Origin of the sequence: Thauera carbonicopians, assembly GCF_025699485.1 — a bacterium.
Lineage (GTDB): Bacteria > Pseudomonadota > Gammaproteobacteria > Burkholderiales > Rhodocyclaceae > Thauera.
In genome coordinates, this window is the sequence record NZ_JANUXN010000012.1 from 97,161 (window position 1) to 113,578 (window position 16,418).

11 protein-coding genes are annotated in these 16,418 nt (G+C 66.6%); 9 read left to right on the plus strand and 2 right to left on the minus strand.

Going from position 1 to position 16,418, the window contains the following annotated elements:
* Window positions 1–72 precede the first annotated feature (72 nt).
* The gene (locus NX068_RS14940; protein ID WP_263462051.1) at window positions 73–1,014 is read left to right on the plus strand and encodes a CysB family HTH-type transcriptional regulator; all 942 of its coding nucleotides are present in this window, start codon (window positions 73–75) and stop codon (window positions 1,012–1,014) included.
* A 10-nt stretch (window positions 1,015–1,024) separates the two neighbouring features.
* On the opposite strand, the gene NX068_RS14945 is transcribed toward NX068_RS14940, so the two are convergent.
* Window positions 1,025–2,020 carry an asparaginase gene (locus NX068_RS14945; RefSeq protein WP_263462052.1) on the minus strand — a complete coding sequence of 332 codons (996 nt, stop codon included), beginning with the start codon at window positions 2,018–2,020 and terminating at the stop codon, window positions 1,025–1,027.
* A gap of 228 nt (window positions 2,021–2,248) precedes the next feature.
* Here NX068_RS14945 and prsT point away from each other — a divergent pair, with 228 nt between their 5' ends.
* Complete coding sequence (gene prsT, locus NX068_RS14950) at window positions 2,249–5,053, plus strand: XrtA/PEP-CTERM system TPR-repeat protein PrsT (RefSeq protein ID WP_263462053.1); 2,805 nt, start codon at window positions 2,249–2,251, stop codon at window positions 5,051–5,053.
* 145 nt (window positions 5,054–5,198) lie between these two features.
* A complete protein-coding gene (gene xdp1 / locus NX068_RS14955) occupies window positions 5,199–6,089 on the plus strand; it encodes an exosortase-dependent surface protein XDP1 (protein WP_263462054.1) in 891 nt (296 codons plus the stop codon).
* A 63-nt stretch (window positions 6,090–6,152) separates the two neighbouring features.
* On the opposite strand, the gene NX068_RS14960 is transcribed toward xdp1, so the two are convergent.
* On the minus strand, window positions 6,153–7,967 hold the full coding sequence (locus tag NX068_RS14960) for an ABCB family ABC transporter ATP-binding protein/permease (RefSeq protein WP_263462055.1): 1,815 nt from the start codon (window positions 7,965–7,967) through the stop codon (window positions 6,153–6,155).
* Window positions 7,968–8,109: 142 nt separating this feature from the next.
* Here NX068_RS14960 and NX068_RS14965 point away from each other — a divergent pair, with 142 nt between their 5' ends.
* The 6 genes from NX068_RS14965 to NX068_RS14990 all read left to right on the plus strand — a co-directional run bounded on the left by NX068_RS14965 (window position 8,110) and on the right by NX068_RS14990 (window position 16,403).
* Window positions 8,110–8,787, plus strand: a complete 678-nt coding sequence (locus NX068_RS14965) for a TetR/AcrR family transcriptional regulator (protein WP_263462056.1) — start codon at window positions 8,110–8,112, stop codon at window positions 8,785–8,787.
* 52 nt (window positions 8,788–8,839) lie between these two features.
* Window positions 8,840–11,326, plus strand: a complete 2,487-nt coding sequence (locus tag NX068_RS14970; protein ID WP_263462057.1) for an acyl-CoA dehydrogenase — start codon at window positions 8,840–8,842, stop codon at window positions 11,324–11,326.
* The gene (locus NX068_RS14975) at window positions 11,323–12,609 is read left to right on the plus strand and encodes an acetyl-CoA C-acetyltransferase (RefSeq protein WP_263462058.1); all 1,287 of its coding nucleotides are present in this window, start codon (window positions 11,323–11,325) and stop codon (window positions 12,607–12,609) included. Before NX068_RS14970 ends, NX068_RS14975 begins: the two co-directional genes overlap by 4 nt.
* Window positions 12,606–14,633: a 3-hydroxyacyl-CoA dehydrogenase NAD-binding domain-containing protein gene (locus tag NX068_RS14980; RefSeq protein ID WP_263462059.1), complete on the plus strand. Its 2,028-nt coding sequence runs from the start codon at window positions 12,606–12,608 to the stop codon at window positions 14,631–14,633. The genes NX068_RS14975 and NX068_RS14980 overlap by 4 nt, the downstream gene beginning before the upstream one ends.
* Window positions 14,634–15,041 (plus strand): acyl-CoA thioesterase, encoded by a 408-nt coding sequence (locus NX068_RS14985; RefSeq protein ID WP_263462060.1) that lies wholly within the window; start codon window positions 14,634–14,636, stop codon window positions 15,039–15,041.
* A 75-nt stretch (window positions 15,042–15,116) separates the two neighbouring features.
* Window positions 15,117–16,403, plus strand: coding sequence for an OmpP1/FadL family transporter (locus NX068_RS14990; protein WP_263462061.1), 1,287 nt, complete (start codon window positions 15,117–15,119; stop codon window positions 16,401–16,403).
* The last annotated feature ends 15 nt before the right edge of the window (window positions 16,404–16,418 follow it).

Sequence of the window (16,418 nt, forward strand, 5' to 3'; positions counted from 1 at the left end):
TTTGGCTTAGCCATATAAAGCGGTTTGCGGTTAGACTTTTAGAATTGAAAGTTATATGTAGCAGAATGGACAATGAATCTACAGCAGCTTCGCTATATCCATGAGGTTGCGCGCCGTGGGCTCAACGTCACGGAAGCCGCCGAGGCATTGTTTACTTCCCAGCCGGGTGTCTCGAAGCAGATCCGGCAGTTCGAGGCCGAACTGGGCATCGAGATCTTCGAGCGCCACGGCAAGCGCCTGGTGGCGATCACCGAGCCGGGGCGGGCGGTGCTGGCGATTGCCGAACGGGTGCTGCGCGACCTCGACGACCTGCAGCAGGTCGGCAGCGAGTTCGCCAACGAGACGGTGGGCAGCCTGAGCATCGCCACCACCCACACCCAGGCGCGCTACGTGCTGCCGGCCGTGGTGCGCGACTTCATGCGCCGCTACCCGCAGGTCAAGCTGTCGCTGCACCAGGGCAACCCGCGCCAGGTGTGCGAAATGGTGCTGGATGGCGCCGCCGACATCGGCATCGCCACCGAGGCCATCGCCGATTACGACGACCTCGTGATGCTGCCGTGCTACCAGTGGAACCGCTGCGTGGTCGCCACGCCGCGCCACCCCATCCTGCACGAATCGCCGCTGACGCTGGAGGCGATCGCCCGCTATCCGATCATCACCTACGACGACGCCTTTACCGGCCGCAGCCTGATCAACAAGGCCTTCCTCGGGCGCGGCCTGAAACCCAACGTGGTGCTGTCGGCGATCGATTCCGACGTGATCAAGAAGTACGTGGAAATGGACCTGGGCATCGGCATCCTGGCGCGCATGGCCTACGACGCCGAGGAGGACCGGCGGCTGGGCATGGTGGATGCATCGCACCTGTTCGAGTCCAGCACGACCCGCATCGGCCTGCGCAAGCGGGCCTGGCTCAGGACTTACGTCTTTGCCTTCATCGAGGGCTTCGCGCCCCACCTGACGCGGCGCATCGTCGAAAGCGCGCTGATCGGCGGCGGCAGCGACCCGGGTCTCTGAGCGGCGGGTTTCAGACGCGCTCGAACCAGCGCTTCAGGCGGGCGCCGCGCAGCCCGGCGCCGAGGCCGGCGATCAGGCGGACGCGTGCCTTCAGCGGATCGAGCGTGCGGCATTGCAGCCAGTTGCCCGGCCGATCGGCGCGATGTGCGGTCGCGCCGGCGCCGCAGCGGCTGGCCAGCACGACCGGCACCGCAGCTGGCAGGTCTTCGGCGAGCACCGTTTCCCAGCTTGCGGGCAGGCTGGCGTTGCCCGGCAGCGCCAGCACCAGGCCGGCGCGCCCGGCCGCCTGGCTGGCGCGGGCCAGCGCGCGCACCACGGCCGAGGCCAGTGCGGGGGAACTGCCTGCGCTCACCGTCAGCAGTTCGACCGGCGGCAGCGCCTGCACGCCGTCGGGCAGGTCGATGCGGTGGTGGCGAGGAGACGGAAGGGCCTGCAGCTGGGTGTCGCCGGCGTCGATGGTCAGCGCGCCGGGCGAACTGAAGGCGTCGATCGCGGACGGGTGGCGCTTGGCGAGATGGGCCGCAGGCAGGATGCGGTCGCCGAGCACGGCGAGTACGCCGGCGCGGCCCGCTGCCGGACGGCAGGCGAGCTGTACCGCCTGGTAGAGGTTCAGCGGACCGTCGGCCGACAGCGCGGTGGCCGGGCGCATCGCTGCGGTCATCACCACCGGCTTGCCGGTGGCGAGCGCGACATGGAGGAAATAAGCGGTTTCCTCCAGCGTGTCGGTGCCGTGGGTGACGACGATGCCGTCGATGTCGCCGTCGTCGGCCAGTGCCTGCACGCGCCGCAGCAGCGGTAGCCAGTGGGTCGGGCCCATGTCCTTGCTGTCGATGTTGAACAATTGCTCGGCATGCACTTCGGCCAGCGCGGATAGCTGCGGCACGGCGCCGAGCAGCGCTGCGGCGCCCAACTGGCCGGCGGTGTAGCCGGTGGTGTCGGTCGGCGAGGCGGCGGTGCCGGCGATGGTGCCGCCGGTGGCGACGAGGGCGATGCGGGGTCTGCGCATGTTCGAGCTGCGGGTGTGGGCGGATCCTGAATATATGGGGGCCGGCGGGATGGAGCCCGCTGGCCTGCCCGCGATTCTACGGGATGGCGCGTGCACCGGTGTGGCGTCGAGCACGCGGTGAATATGTCATCGATGTCGTTTGCGTTGACAATGACGAATTCCACGGAGCCGATTCGGTGTCCCCCATATACTCGCTCCACCCTCCTGAAACCGGATGAACCCTAGCTCATGAAACGCTCTGCCCGACTGCTGGCCCGTACGCTCGCCACCGGTGCCGTCTCGCTGCTCCTGTCCGTGCCTGCGCTGGCCGACCCGGCGGCGGCCAGCCGCTATTACGAGGACGGCCTGAAGCGCTTCGAGGCACAGGATGTCGCCGGTGCCATCATCCAGCTCAAGAACGCCCTGCAGCAGGACCGCAACATGCTTGCCGCGCATCTGCTGCTGGCGCGCGCTTATCTCAGTGATGGCGATGTGGGGCCGGCGGAGGTCGAATTCCGCGAAGCGCTCCGGCTCGGCGTGAGCCGCGCCGAAGTGGCGGTGCCGATGGCGCGTATCTATCTGCTGCAGGGGAAGCCAGGCAAGCTGATCGAATCCGTCCCTGCCGACGGCCTGCCGGCGGGAATCCGGCTCGAAGTTCTGACCCAGCGTGGGATTGCCTATGCAGCTTTGGACAAGCGTAGCGATGCCGAACGCAGCTTCGCCGATGCCCGCGCCATCGATCTGTCGTCGCCAGTGCCGCTGGTGGCGGAAGTGCCGATGCTGATCTCCTCAGGCCGTCTGGACCTCGCACGCGAGCGCGCAGTTGAAGCGGTGCAGCTTGGGCCGACCCATGCCGGTGCCTACAATGCGCGCGGCTCGGTGGAGCATGCGGCAGGCGACATCGCTGCCGCGCTGCAGGATTACGAGCGTGCCATCGAACTGCAGCCGAGTCTTGTCGACGCGCGTATCGCACGCGCCGGCATCCTGATCGATCTCGGCCGGGATGCCGAGGCACGCGCCGATCTCGAGCAACTGACCATGGGTGGTCCGGTCGAGCCGCGTGCCTCCTACCTGCTGGCGCTGCTGGCCAGCCGGCGAGGAGAGGGTGGCGGCGCGGCGCGCTATTTTGCCGAAGCGGCAGGTCTGGTGGATGCCTTGCCCATCGAATGGCTGTCGGGCCATGAGCAGTTGCTGATGGTCGGTGGGCTTGCTCACCATGCCGGACGCCAGTACGAGAAGGCACGAAAGTACCTGGAGGCGCTGACTGCCCGCTATCCGCGCAACCTTGGGGCGCGCAAACTGCTGGCCTCGATCTACTTCGAGACGGGCGACCATGCGCGCGCAATGGGCTTGCTCGAACAGGTGCTGCGCGTGCAGCCGGATGATCCGCAGGCCACCTACCTGCTCGGGCGTGTTCATCTTGCGCAGAAACGCTATGCCAAGGCGACCGAACTGCTGGAGAAGGCAGCCCGGGCCGGCGAGTCGCGTGCTCAGGTCGCACTCGGCTTCAGCCGCCTGGCGGAAGGTGATTCTCCAGCGGCGACCCGGGACCTGCTGGCCGCGTTCGACAAGAGCCCGGGCGATCTCGGCCTGGCAATCACCCTGTCGAACACCTTGATGCGTGAAGGAGACGGGAAGACGGCTCTGGATATCGCACAGCGGGCGAACAGCGCGCTTCCCGGAAATCCCGCTGCGCTGAACCTGCTGGGTGCGATCAAGGGTGCTGGTAGTGATCTGAGCGGAGCACGGGCTGCTTATGCCGAAGCGCTCAAGCGTGATGCGGGCTTCACTCCGGCCAGGCTGAACCTGGCCAGACTCGACGTCGCCGAAGGCCGTTTCGATGATGCCCGCCTCGCCTACGGCGAGTTGCTGAAGAAGAACAAGCGCGATACCACCGCGATGTACGAATCGGCATTGCTGGAGCAGCGTGCCGGCCGGCCTGCGGAAGCGCTGCGTTGGCTGGAGAAGGCTGCCGCCGAGCGCCCCGACGACGTACGCATCGGCCTCGCGTTGATCCAGGCGAAAGGTCGGGCAGGTGATCGGCAGGGGGCACTGGAAGCGGCCAAGGCCTTGTCGGCCCGGCGTTCCGGCGACCTGTCGGTGCTGGGGGCGCTGGCGGAAGCCCAGATCGACGCCGGCGATGCCAAGGCTGCCCAGCACACCCTGCGTGAAATGGTGAAATTCGCCGAATTCGACACCACAGCGCTGGTCCGCATCGGCTACTTGCAGATTGCGACCGGTCATCCGACAGATGCGGCCTATGCCGCGCAGAAAGCATTGCAGGGAACGCCCGGAGATAGGGCTGCACTGGTTCTCGCAGCCGAGGCAGCGCTGGTGGCAGGGACCCCCGATGCCGCTTCGCAACTGGTCGCCGAATTGCGCAGCCGGCATCTCAGCAGTCCCGACGGTTTGCGTCTGGCCGGCGACCTGGCCATGGCGGGTGGCCAGCATGCTGTGGCGGCGAACGCCTATCGCCAGGCTTTCGACATGCAGCCGTCCACGCCGCTGCTGCTGCGCCGCGTACAGGTGCTGATGACCCAGGGTAATCCCGCAGCGGGCGTCACGATGCTTCGCGACTGGCTACAGACCGGGGAGGGGGATGTGGAGGCGCGGAAGGCGCTGGCGGAACTGCACATGCACATGTCGGACTGGACCGCGGCCAGGCGCGAATACGAGAAGCTCGTCGCCGCCGGTGCGGGCGATGCCATGGTGATGAACAACCTCGCCAATGCCCTGCTCGGTCTGAAGGACCCGAAAGCACTCGAAATCGCCCAGGCCGCCGTTGCGCTGAATGCTTCATCGCCGCTCGTGCTCGACACGCTGGGCTGGGCGCTGGCGCAGGCGGGGCGTACCGACGAGGCGATAGGCGCCCTGCGCGAGGCACGGCTGCGCGACCCGTCAAATGCCGAGATCCGTTACCACCTGGCCAGTGTGCTGGCGTCCAAGGGACGGCAGGACGAGGCACGTACGGAGCTGCGCGCAGCGCTGGAAGCCGTGGGTGTTGCCGGAATGCCAGCCGAAGCGAAACCTCTGCTCGTGGAGCTCGGTTTGTGAGATTTTTGACTTATTTGATTTATTTGAGTCGCATTGTTTTACACAATGTAAGCAACATATTTATCAAGTAATTGAAAATTAATGAATTTACTGATCTGGCTCGGTTTGTGCTTGTAATGACGCAAACCGTCTAGGGAGAGAAAAAATGACCAAGAACCGCATTCGGATCGCAGCCGCTGCCATCGTGGGGCTGATGGCCATGCCGGCGTTTGCCGCGACCAATTTCACGCTGAATACCAACACCGGGGGCAACGTTAGTTCGATCAAGTCGTCGGATTGGGGCAACACGCGGACTTACAGCAACAATGGCGTCAGCGCCAATGCCAACGCTTATGCAGGCACGGGCAACAACTCGACGGATGTCAACAAGATGAACCTCGAAAGTGCCTACCTGTCGGTGTGGGATGGTGGCCTGGGGGTGATCAACAGGGATGGTTCTACTGGAGATGCCGGCGAGTCGCTGAACAGCCAGCCCGAGCACGCGATGGACAACAACCAGCGCAATGACGTGATCCTGTTCTCGTTCATTGATCAGGTGGCGCTGAACTCGCTGAAATTGAACTACTTCAGTACTGATTCCGATCTTTATGTGTTGGCCTGGACCGGTAGCTCGGCTCCGACCTTGACCGGGCAGTCTTTCCAGAACATTGCGACCAGCGGAAGCGGCTGGGAACTCGTGAGCCTCGTTTCCAACGCGGGCACAGGGGAGAAAAAATTCAACAATGGTCTGGATATTGTCTATTCGAGCTACTGGCTCATCGGTGCGGGCGGTTTCGCGGCTGGGACCGGTGTGACGTCCGGCGATGTCAAGAACAATGGCTCTGCGGCGGGTTTCGGCGACAAGTGCGCTACTACCGGCTCGGGCAAGAATACGACTTGCGGCCTGTACGACTATGTCAAGCTGGCATCCGTTGGTGGCACGGTCAAGCCCCCCAGCAATGGCGGCGGCAACGTGCCCGAGCCCGGTTCGCTGGCGCTGGCCGGCATTGCCCTACTCGGCATGGTCGGCATGCGTCGCCGGAAGAACGCGGCCTGAAGTCCGGGCGGATCTTTTGCCAGGTGTGGCGGCGCCGGAAGGCGCCGTTTTTTTTGCCTGTGCTCAGCCGGGCGGGGCGTTCGTGGCGGCCTCTTCCTGCTGCAGCAGCCACATCTGCGCGTAGGCGCCGCCGCTTGCCAGCAGCGCGCCGTGCCGTCCGCATTCGACGATGCGGCCGCCGTCGAGCACGATGATCTCGTCCGCATCCATGATCGTCGATAGCCGGTGGGCGATGACGAGCGCGGTGCGACCTTCGGCGGCACGCTCGATCTGGGCCTGGATGGCTTTCTCGGTCCTGGAGTCCAGTGCCGAGGTGGCCTCGTCGAAGATCAGGATCGCAGGGTTCTTCAGCAGTGCGCGGGCGATCGCAACGCGCTGCTTCTCACCGCCCGACAGTTTCAGGCCGCGCTCGCCGACACGGGTTTCGTAGCCGTCCGGCAACTGGCGGATGAAGTTTTCCAGTTGGGCGGCGCGCGCGGCGGCTTCGACTTCCTCCCGGCTCGCGCTCGGGCGGCCGTACTGGATGTTGTAGAACAAGGTGTCGTTGAACAGCACCGTGTCCTGCGGCACGATGCCGATCGCCGCGCGCAGGCTGTCCTGCGACAACTGGCGGATGTCGTGGCCATTGATCCGGATCGCGCCCTGCTGCACGTCGTAGAAGCGGTACAGCAGGCGCGCCAGGGTCGATTTGCCCGAGCCCGAATGGCCGACGACCGCGACCGTGCTGCCGGCGGGAATGTCGAAGCCGAGATCGAACAGGATCGGCCGCTTGGCATCGTAGGCGAAGCCGACGCCGTCGAAGCGCACGCTGGCCGGGCCGGCGGGCAGGCTGAGCGCATCCGGTGCGTCGGCGATCTCGCGGTGCTGGTTCATCAGCCCGAACATGCGCTCGATGTCGGTCAGCGACTGGCGGATCTCGCGGTAGATCACGCCGAGGAAGTTCAGCGGCGCGTACAGCTGGATCAGGAAGGCGTTGACCAGCACGATGTCGCCGATCGTCATCTCGCCGCTGGCCACCCGGATCGCGGCCTGCCACATCATCGCCGTGACGGCGACCGCGACGATCACCGCCTGGCCGATGTTGAGGCCGGACAGCGAATACTGGTTGGTGATCTGGGCCTGCATCCACTTGCCGAGCTGCTCGTCGTAGCGGCGCGCCTCGAATTCCTCGTTGTTGAAGTACTTGACGGTTTCGAAGTTGATCAGGCTGTCGATCGCGCGTGCGTTGGCGGCGGAGTCGAGTTCGTTGGTGCGCCGGCGCAGCACCGTGCGCCAGTTGGTGACCTTGACCGTGAAGCCGATGTAGGCCACCAGCGCCGCCAGCGTGATCAGCGCGAACACCGGGTCGTACTGCACCAGCAGGATGCCGATGACCAGACCGATCTCGATCAGCGTCGGCAGGATCGAATACAGCGTGTAGCTGATCAGCGAGCCGATCGAACGGGTGCCGCGCTCGATGTCGCGCGTCAGGCCGCCGGTCTGGCGCTCCAGGTGGAAGCGCAGCGACAGCGCGTGCAGGTGGCGGAACACCCGCAGCGAAATCTCGCGTACCGCCTGCTGGGTGACACGGGCGAAGACGATCTCGCGCAGTTCGGTGAACAGCGAGGTCGAGAAGCGGAACACGCCGTAGGCGAGCAGCAGCGAAGCGGGTACGACGATGAAGGCCTGTTCGCGCGTGATGCTCAGGTCGTCGATCAGGTGCTTGAAGACGATCGGCACCGTCACGTTGGCGCCCTTGGCCGCCAGCAGACAGCCGAGCGCGAAGATCACCCTGCCCTTGTAGGCCCAGATGAAGGGAAGCAGGCTTTTCAGCGTCTGCCAGTCGTGGCGCTCGGTGGGTTCGGGGCCGGGCAGGGCGGTGGCGGAGGAGCGTCTCATGGTTTCGTCGGGGAGGGCGGCAAGCGCGCGATTCTGTTGCCGGGGCCGTGGCGAGTCAAACCGCAAGTCTTTTGATCGATCATGCTTGACAGGAAATAAATTGAACGTATGATTCAAACAAACGTTTGAATTGAGAGTACCGATGCCCGTCGAGCCACGCCTGCCGCAGTCCGAAACGCGCGATCGCATCCTCGATGCCGCCGAACGGCTGTTCATGGAGCACGGTTTCGAAGGCACGTCGATGCGCATGATCACCGGTGCGGCGAATGCCAACCTGGCTGCGGTGAATTACCACTTCGGCAGCAAGGACGCGCTGATCCAGGCCGTGTTCCGCCGCCGCCTGACGGCATTGAACGAAACCCGGCTGGCGGCGCTCGATCGTCTGGAGGCGGAAGCCGGCGGCGAGGCGATCAAGCCCAGCCGCATCGTCGAGGCCTTCTTCGGCACGGCGCTGGAACTGGCCGCGGACACCGAGCATGGCGGCAACACCTTCATGCGCCTGCTCAGCCGCACCTACAACGAACCCAACGCCTTCGTGCGCCAGTTCCTCGCCGAGGAATACGCCGAGGTGATGGACCGCTTCCTGGGGGCGCTCTTCCGCGCGCTGCCGGGGGTGCCGCGCGACGAGATCATGTGGCGCTTCCACTACATGATGGGGGCGATGTCGTTTGCGATCGCGGGTATCGAAAGCGTGTATGCGATGGCGGGCCTGCCCTGCGAGAAGGAGCCGCCGTCGCGGATGCTGCCGCGGCTGATGAGCTTCCTGCTCGGCGGCCTGCGCGCGCCGCTGCCGGATTTCGGCGCGGCGGCAACGGATTGACGGCGATTGACTCGAGAACGGCCGGGGCGGCGCCCGGCATGAGGAGAATGTGATGGTCTGGTTGCTACTGGTTTGCCTCCCTCCCTTGGCAGGTGCGCGCGCCTCCGGGCGAGCGCCACTTTTTGCCTGGCTGCTGGCGGGGCTGGTGTGGATCGCGGCATTGGGCTGGGCGGGCGACTGGCCGGCGCTGCTGACCTTCCTGGTGCTGGCGCTCTATGCGGGGGCGATGAGCGTCTTCCTGGTCGATTCGCTGCGCCGCCAGCGGGTGACGGCGCCAATCTTCAAGGCTTTCCGCAATGCCCTGCCGACGATGTCGCAGACCGAGAAGGATGCGCTCGAAGCCGGCACGGTGTGGTGGGAGGGCGAGCTTTTCAAGGGCAACCCGGACTGGCGCAAGCTGGACGGCTATCCCTGGCCCAGGCTGAGCGAGGAGGAGCAGGCCTTCCTCGACAACGAAGTCGAGGAACTGTGCCGCCTGACCAATGATTGGGATTGCACCCAGCGGCAGGACATGCCGCTCGAAGTGTGGCAGCACATCAAGGACAAGGGCTTCCTCGGGATGATCATTCCCAGGGAGTATGGCGGCAAGGGCTTCTCGGCCTACGCCCACTCGCAGGTCATCACCAAGCTGTCGACCCGCTCGTCGGCGCCCGCGGTGACGGTGATGGTGCCGAACTCGCTCGGCCCGGCCGAACTGCTGCTGCACTACGGCACGCCCGAGCAGAAGCAGCACTACCTGCCCGGCCTCGCCAGCGGGCGGGAGATTCCGGCCTTCGCGCTGACCAGCCCGTGGGCGGGTTCCGACGCGGCTTCGATTCCCGATGCCGGCGTGGTGTGCAAGGGCATGTGGCAGGGCGAGGAAGTGCTTGGCATGCGCGTCAGCTTCGACAAGCGCTACATCACGCTGGCGCCGGTGTGCACCGTGTTCGGCCTCGCCTTCCGCCTGTACGACCCGGACGGGCTGCTCGGCGGCGAGCAGGACATCGGCATCACCTGCGCACTGGTGCCGCACGACCACCCGGGCGTGGACATCGGCCGCCGCCATTTCCCGCTCAACGCGGTGTGGATGAACGGTCCGGTGCGCGGCAAGGACGTGTTCATGCCGCTGGACTTCATCATCGGCGGACCGGCGATGGCCGGCCAGGGCTGGCGGATGCTGATGGAGTGCCTGGCGGCCGGACGCTCGATCTCGCTGCCGGGCTCCAACGTCGGCATGCAGAAGCTCACCGCGCGCACCGTGGGCGCCTACGCCCGCGTCCGCTACCAGTTCAGGACCCAGATCGGCCGCTTCGAAGGGGTCGAGGAGGCGCTGACCCGGATCGGCGCCAACACCTATCTGTGCGACGCGGCGCGCACGATGACCGCCGGCGCGGTCGATCTCGGCGAGAAGCCCGCGGTGGTGTCGGCGATCGTCAAGTACCACGTCACCGAACGTGCGCGCCAGGTGGTCAATGACGGCATGGACGTGATCGGCGGCAAGGGCATCTGCCTCGGGCCGCAGAACTTCCTCGGCCGCGCCTACCAGCAGATTCCGGTCGGCATCACGGTCGAAGGCGCCAACATCCTGACGCGCAGCCTGATCCTGTTCGGCCAGGGGGCGATCCGCTGCCATCCCTTCGTGCTCGCCGAAATGGATGCGGCGCAGCGCAACGACGAAGGCGGTTTCGACCATATCCTGCGCGAGCACGTCGCCTTCACCGTCAACAATGCCGGCCGCGCCTTCGTCATGGGGCTGACCGGCTCGCACTTCGTCAAGCTGCCGATCGACGTCGCGCCCGAGACGCGCCGCTACTACCAGCAGCTCACCCGCTTCTCCGCCGCCTTCGCCTTCATCGCCGACATTTCGATGGGCACGCTGGGCGGCGCGCTGAAGCGCAAGGAAAAGCTGTCGGCGCGGCTGGGCGACATCCTGTCGCTGATGTATCTCGCCACCGCCACGCTCAAGCGCTACGAGGCCGAAGGCCGCCAGCCCGCCGATGCGCCGCTGATGCACTGGGCGATCTGGGACTGCATGTTCCGCATCCAGCTCGCCTTCGAAGGCGTGATCGCCAACTTCCCGAACAAGCTGTTCGCCTTCCTGCTGCGCCGTCTCGTGGTGTTCCCGCTCGGCCGCCCCTACGTGGTGCCGTCCGACCGCCTGGGCCACGACGTCGCTGCGCTGCTGATCGGGCCGTCGGCCACGCGTGACCGCCTCACCGCCGATGTCCATCTGCCGGAAGACGTCGAGGAGCCGGTCGGCGCGCTCGAGGCGGCGCTGCTGGCGACGATCGCGGTCGAGCCGATCGAGGACAAGCTCAAGCAGGCGCAGCGTTCCGGCGCCTTCCAGTCGGGCCTGATGACGGGGGGCGACGTCGATGAAGTCTGGCGCCGCGCACGCGACGCCGGCGTGATCACCGACGACGAATACCTGCTCGTCGAGCGCCGCAACATGCTGCGCGACAAGGTCATCCGCGTGGACGACTTCCCCTACGACTTCGATCAGCGCGCGGCGGTGGAAACCATGCCGGCGGCGTCGCCGGCACGCGGGGAGGCTGCATGAGCAGGGATGTGTTCGTCGTCGATGGTGCGCGCACGCCCTTCCTGAAGGCGCGCACCGGGCCCGGTCCCTTCACCGCCGCCGACCTGGCGACGGCGGCCGGCACGGCGCTGCTGATGCGCCAGCCCTTCGGTCCCGGGCAGCTCGACGAAGTGATCCTGGGCTGCGCCAGCCCTTCGGCCGACGAGGTCAACATCGGCCGCGTAGTGGCGCTGCGCATGGGCTGCGGCAACGCCGTGCCCGGCTGGACGGTGATGCGCAACTGCGCCTCGGGCATGCAGGCGCTGGATTCCGCGATCGCGAACATCCAGTGCGGCCGATCCGGCCTGGTGCTGGCGGGCGGCGTCGATGCGCTGTCGCATGCGCCGCTGCTGTTCTCCGACAAGATGGTGCGCTGGCTGGCGAACTGGTACGCGGCGAAGACGCCCGGCCAGAAGCTGGCGGCGCTGAAGGATTTCCGCCCCGCCAACCTGGCGCCGGTGATCGGCATCATGAAAGGGCTCACCGACCCGATCGTCGGCCAGTTGATGGGGCAGACCGCCGAGAACCTCGCGTTCGCCTTCGGCATCAGCCGCGAGGAGATGGATGCCTTCGCGCTCGAGAGCCATCGCCGCGTCGCGGCGGCGCAGGACGCCGGGCATTTCACCGCCGAACTTGCCCCGCTGATCGGCCGCGACGGCAGCGTCTACGGCGCCGACGACGGCGTGCGGCGCGATGCGTCGATGGCGGGGCTGGCCAAGCTGAAACCCTTCTTCGACAAGAAATACGGCCGGGTCACGCCCGGCAACAGCTCGCAGATCAGCGACGGCGCCGCATGGCTGCTGCTGGCTTCGGCCGAAGCGGTCGGGCGCCACGGCCTGAGACCGCTCGGGCGCATCGTCGACAGCCAGTGGGCAGGGCTGGCGCCGGACCAGATGGGGCTCGGCCCGGTGCATGCGACGCTGCCGATTCTGCAGCGTCATGGCCTGACCCCGGCCGACATCGACGCCTGGGAACTGAACGAGGCGTTTGCCGCGCAGGTGATCGCCTGCCTGCGTGCATTCGCCGACGACGCCTACTGCCGCACCCACTTCGGCCTCGAAGCCGCGCCGGGTGCACCGGACGAAGCGAAACTCAACATCGACGGCGGCGCGGTGGCGCTGGGCCATCCGGTCGGCGCCAGCGGCGCGCGCATCGTGCTGCATCTGCTGCAGGTGCTGCGCCGCAGCGGCGGCAGGCGCGGGCTGGCGTCGATCTGCATCGGTGGTGGTCAAGGAGGAGCGATGCTGGTGGAGGCCGTGCAATGAGCCAACGGAACTGGATGCACTGGACTTTGCGCCGCGAGGCGGACGGCCTGGCCTGGCTGGAAATCGACTGCGCCGGCGCCGCGGCCAACACCTTGTCGGCCGAAGTGATGGCCGAGTTCTCGCAGGTGCTCGACGAGCTCGACCGCCAGCCGCCGGCCGCGCTGGTGATTGCCTCCGCCAAGCCGGCCGGCTTCATCGCCGGCGCCGACATCGAGGAATTCTCGCGGCTGGACTCGCCGGCAGCGGCGCGTGCGCTGGTCGAGCGCGGCTGGAGCCTGTTCAACCGCCTGGCGGCGGTGCGCTACCCCACGCTGGCGTTGATCCGCGGCCACTGCCTGGGCGGCGGCCTGGAGCTTGCGCTCGCCTGCCGCTACCGGCTGGCGATCGATGAGCCGTCGACCAAGCTCGCGCTGCCGGAAGTCATGCTCGGCATCGTGCCGGGCTGGGGCGGCATGCTGCGCCTGCCCGCGGCGATCGGCCCGGCTGCGGCGCTGGACATGATGCTGACCGGCAAGAGTGTCGATGCGCGCAAGGCGAAGCGCCTGGGCCTGGTCGACGACTGCGTGCCGCCGCGGGTGATGGCGTCCGCCGCGCGCATCGTCGCGCTGTCCGGCGCGCCGGCGCGCAAGCCCGCGCTGAAGGAGCGCCTGCTGCGCAAGGTCATGGACGGCCCGCTGCGCAGCAAGGTGGCGGAGAAGGCGCGCAAGCAGACCGAGGCCAAGGTTTCGCGCGACAACTATCCGGCGCCTTTCGCCATCATCGAGATCTGGGAAAAGCATCAGGGCAACGCCTTGGCGGTGCCGGCGGGCGATCCTGCCTCGCTGGAGGCCATCTTCGCCTCGCCGACGACCAAGAACCTGGTGCGGGTGTTCTTCCTGCAGGAGCGGCTGAAGGCCTTCGGCAAGGGCATCGACTTCGCGCCGCGGCACGTCCATGTGGTCGGCGCCGGCGTCATGGGCGGCGACATCGCCGCGGTGTGCGCGCTGCGCGGCATGCGGGTGACGCTGCAGGACCAGTCGGTCGAACGCATCGCACCGGCGATCAAGCGTGCAGCCAAGTTGTTCGAACGCCGTAGCAAGGGCGACGCACGCGCAGCGCGTTTCGCCCTCGACCGCCTGATCCCCGATCCCCAGGGCCATGGCGCGGCCCATGCCGACCTGATCATCGAAGCCATCTTCGAGAACCTGGAGGCCAAGCGCAGCCTGTTCGCCGAGCTCGAACGCCGCGCCAGGCCGGATGCGGCGCTGGCGACCAACACCTCCAGCCTTCGCCTGGAAGACATCGCCACGGCGCTGCAGCAGCCATCGCGGCTGGTCGGCATCCATTTCTTCAACCCGGTGCCGCAACTGCCGCTGGTCGAAGTGGTGCAGGGCGAAGCCAGCGACGAAGAAATGCTGCGCCGTGCGATCGGCTTCGTGCGCGCGATCGACAAGCTGCCGCTGCCGGTCAAGAGCGCGCCGGGCTTCCTGGTCAACGCGGTGCTCGGCCCCTACATGCTCGAAGCGCTGCGCTGCGTCGAGGAAGGGCGCTCGCCGGAGACCGTGGATGCGGCGCTGCTGCGTTTCGGCATGCCGATCGGGCCGGTGGAGCTGGTCGATACCGTGGGCCTGGACATCGCCCTGGCGGCCGGTGAAGCCCTGACCGGCGATGCCGCGTCCGGCCAGCCTGTGGCGCCGCCGCAACGCCTGCTGCAACTGGTCGAGGCCGGCAAGCTGGGCCGCAAGAGCGGCGAAGGCTATTACCGCTGGGTCGATGGCAAGGCGCAGAAGGGCGAGGCGGGTGCCGTCGATGCCGCGCTGGTGGAGCGCATTCTGGCGCCGCTGCTGGCCGTCGCCGAGCGCTGCGTGCGCGACGGCGTGGTCGCCGATGCCGAGCTCGCCGATGCCGGCGTGATTTTCGGCACCGGCTTCGCGCCGCACACCGGCGGCCCGCTCAATTATGCCGCCGGCTTGGGGAAAACCCGGATTGGCGAGGCTCCGGCAGTGGCCGAACGTGCTGACCAGACCACCGGACAGGAGAGCTAGATGAACGATTTCGCCGATGTCCTCAGCACATTGCCGCACGACAAGCAGCCCGCGCTGCGCGTGATGCCGATGCCGGCCGATCTCAACCCCGCAGGCGACGTGTTCGGCGGCTGGGTGATGTCGATGGTGGACATCGCCGGCGCGATCCCGGCGGTGCGCAGGGCGCGCTCGCGGGTGGCGACGGTGGCGGTCAACTCCTTCGTCTTCAAGCAGCCGGTTTCGGTGGGCGACCTCGTCAGCTTCTATGCCGAGGTGATCGCGGTCGGGCGGACCTCGATCACCGTGGATGTCGAGGTTTTCGCCGAACGCGACCCGGAAAACCCGGTCGTGGTCAAGGTGACGGAGGCGCAACTGACCTATGTTGCGCTGGATGACAAGGGGCGCAAGCGGCCGCTGCCGGCCGCTTAGGTATTGGTTGGGGAGCAATCCTTTTTCAGCAGCGCGGGTTGGACCCGCAAATCATAAAAGGTGAGGGGACACGATATGCAACTCAAGCGTTTGACGATCAAGGTCGCAGCGGCGACCGCCATGCTGGCGGCAGGCAACGCGATGGCTGCGGGTTTCATGCTGCAGAACCAGAACGGCGCCGGCACGGGCTACGCCTACGCCGGCTCGGCTGCGGTGGCAGAGGATGCGAGCACTATCTTCTTCAACCCGGCGGGCATGCTGTACCTGAGTGAAGGGCACCATGTTTCGGGCGCGCTGACGGTGCTCGACCGCAAGCTCGAGTTTTCCGACCGGGGTTCGAATGCGCTGCGCGTTGCTGCGCCGCCGGTGCCGGGCTATCCCTTGGGGAACGATGGCGGCGACGCCGGCGGCTCCTCCCTGGTGCCGGCCGTGTATTGGGCCATGTCCTTGAGCAAGGATCTTCGCCTCGGCCTGGGCATCTCGCCGACCTTCGGCAATGCGACGGAATGGGACGATGCCTTCATCGGCCGCTACCAGGGCGCCTATTCGGAGATCAAGGCGATCAACATCAATCCGAGCGTCGCGTACAGGGTCAATGACATGGTTTCCCTGGGCTTCGGCCTGAATTACGTGAAGTTCGAGGCCGACCTGCGGGGCATGCAGCCCATCACCGCGCTGCTGCCCAATACCGTGGACATCGAAAGCAAGCTGTCGGGCGACGATACCGGCTGGGGCTGGAACGCCGGCGTGATCTTCCAGCTGAATCCGGCGTTGCGCGTGGGGCTCACCTACCGCTCGAAGATCGACCTGGATGTCGAAGGCAAGGTCGAGGCGGGGCCGACGTCGACGCCGGCCAAAGTGTCCATCGAGCTGCCGGACATGGCTTCGCTGGCACTGGCCTACCAGGCCAGCGACAAGCTGCAGATCCTCGCCGACTACACCTGGACCGGCTGGAGCTCCATCCCGCGGCTGAAGGTCCAGCATCGCAACTTCGGCGTGGTGCTGACCGACGAATACCTCGGCTTCAAGGACAGCTATCGTGTCGGCATCGGCATGCAGTACCAGTACACCGATGCGCTGCGCCTGCGTGCGGGCGTGGCCTACGACCAGTCGCCCATCCGCAAGGCCGAGGACCGCACCGTGCGCCTGCCCGACTCCGACCGTACCTGGCTCGCGATCGGCTTCAACTACAAGCTGAACAAGCAGACCTCGATCGATGCCGGCTATGCCCGCCTGTTCTTCGACAAGGAGAAGATCGACCGTCGTACCGTGCTCGGCACCAATGCGACCGGCCAGTTCGTCCGCGGCTCGTTCGACACCTCGGTGAACATCTTCTCGGTTCAGCTCAATCACGCTTTCTGACCGCTGCAGAGGGTG